Source organism: Ruminococcus sp. (assembly GCF_045129435.1).
Classification (GTDB): domain Bacteria; phylum Bacillota; class Clostridia; order Oscillospirales; family Acutalibacteraceae; genus Ruminococcoides.
Window position 1 is genome coordinate 1 of the sequence record NZ_JBGVJL010000121.1, and the last position, 2,007, is coordinate 2,007.

Annotated in this window: 1 protein-coding gene; it reads left to right on the top strand. The window is 34.2% G+C overall.

Translation table 11 applies throughout. The features are described from left to right. Positions 1 to 2,007, top strand: a 2,007-nt coding sequence (locus tag ACJMMI_RS06150) for a hypothetical protein (RefSeq protein ID WP_405354327.1), incomplete at both ends; no start/stop codon positions are given.

Sequence of the window (2,007 nt, forward strand, 5' to 3'; positions counted from 1 at the left end):
ACAATGATTATATCGGAAAAGAATTAACTTTTTCAGCTTATGTAAAGACAAATGATGTATGTTGGAAAAACCTTGATGAAGCCTTTGGCGCTTTGCTTGAAATTAAATTTTATGATTTTTATGCAAATCTGCTTGATGAAAAAACCAGTATTGGTATTACTGAAACAGAAGATTGGCAAAGAATCAGTCTTACTGTTACCGTTCCTCAGGAAACCAGAATTATGTGTATTATGTGCAGTGTAAAAAATACAACGGGCACAGCTTGGTTTGATTGCTTACAGCTTGAAGAGGGTAATTGTGCTAATGATTTTAACGCATTGCAAAACTGTGATTTTGAAAGCAACGATTATTGGCTGACAAATGACAATGAACCAATATCTGCACAGGAGGGAATCGTTTCTTTAGGCGGTACAGCAGGCGTATATGTTGAACCGACAACCAGCCCCGAGGACGCAACAACAGGCAATAAGGAAGATATTGAAATAGCAACATCAGTAAAAACAGTTGATGTTGCAGTACCTGACTCATACATTTTTTCATATGATGAATATGGAAATGTTACCGGTGAATTTCACGGAACTGTTGATAAACAAATCAAAAAATACTATTTAGATGAACCAGAAGAAACCACTCAGGGAACAACTGAAGCAATCGAAGCAACGGAAGCATCTGGCGATAATGATTCTGAAAACGATAGCTCTATGCTTGACAACTCATATATTTATCAAAATGTCAATGTTGACCGAGCATATGTATCTTTTAATATAGTTGGTGAAGCTCAAGCTAAGTCTGTACCGCTTACAAATGATACAAGAACCTTCGGTATTGTTCTTAATGTTTATTATGACGGAAACTCAGTTCCTGAAACTCATTATCAGGAGTTTAATGCATATACAACACAAAAGCAAACTGTCAATTTAGCTGTTACTCCAAATTCAATGGATAAAGTTATTGATTATGTTTCTTTTTCATTTGTTTATAACAATAATAGCAATACTATGGAGATTAGCAATTCAATGCTTAACATAATCGGATATCCAATTAAAGTTGAAAGTGACAATGCTGAGGATAGTTCTACTGTAGAAGGTAGCACAGAAAATTCTGGTCTTGACTCTGATCTTGACTATGATGGATACTTTTATTGTGAGGCTTTGACAGAATCACCTAATTATAATAATACATATATTCAAAATAATAGGACATATGATACAAGCGGAAATTATGTTACTTCTCAAACAAATCAGGCTGGAAATACGGTTTATTATTCATATGATGTTAATGGCAATGTTACTTCGGTCGTAGATGGCGAAGAAATCCAAACAAGTTACACTTATAATAAAGACAACAGCGTTGCAAGTGTAAGTAGCGAGGGAGCAGAAAACGAATATTCGTACAACGAAAAAGGTAGCGTAGTTACAATTACTCATAATGGATTTAACTATGACTTTAGTTATGATAATTATGGAAATTTAGTATCAACAAATGTGGGAAACATATCTCTTACTACTAACACTTATTTACAAAATAACGGCGAACTGCAAAAAACAGATTTTGCAAATGGAGATTATATTGAGTATTGTTATGATAGCTTTAACAGAATTACACAGTTAAAAGGCGAAAACGGTGTAATAGCAGAGTTCGTTTATAACAAAAAAGGTAAGGTTGCAAAGGTTGTTGATTATTCAGCAGAACGCACAACAATGTATTACTATGATTTTACAGGTGCTGTGTCAGGCAATTATTGTCAGACTGAAGATGATATTGTTTTGTATTTCCTCAGGGTTAATGATAAAGGCGAAAAAGAGGAAAAAACTAATATTGCAGGCTTTGAGAGAACGATTACGAGCGGTACTGATAATGGAGTAGCTTTCGTTGAAAGTCAAGGAATATCTGTTAGCAGAAAGTCTGATGAATTTGACAGAATTACATCTGTAGAAACAGAAGATATGCAAACAAATGCTGTATTCACTTCTGCCTATGAGTATAAAAATGGAAGTTCAGCTAATT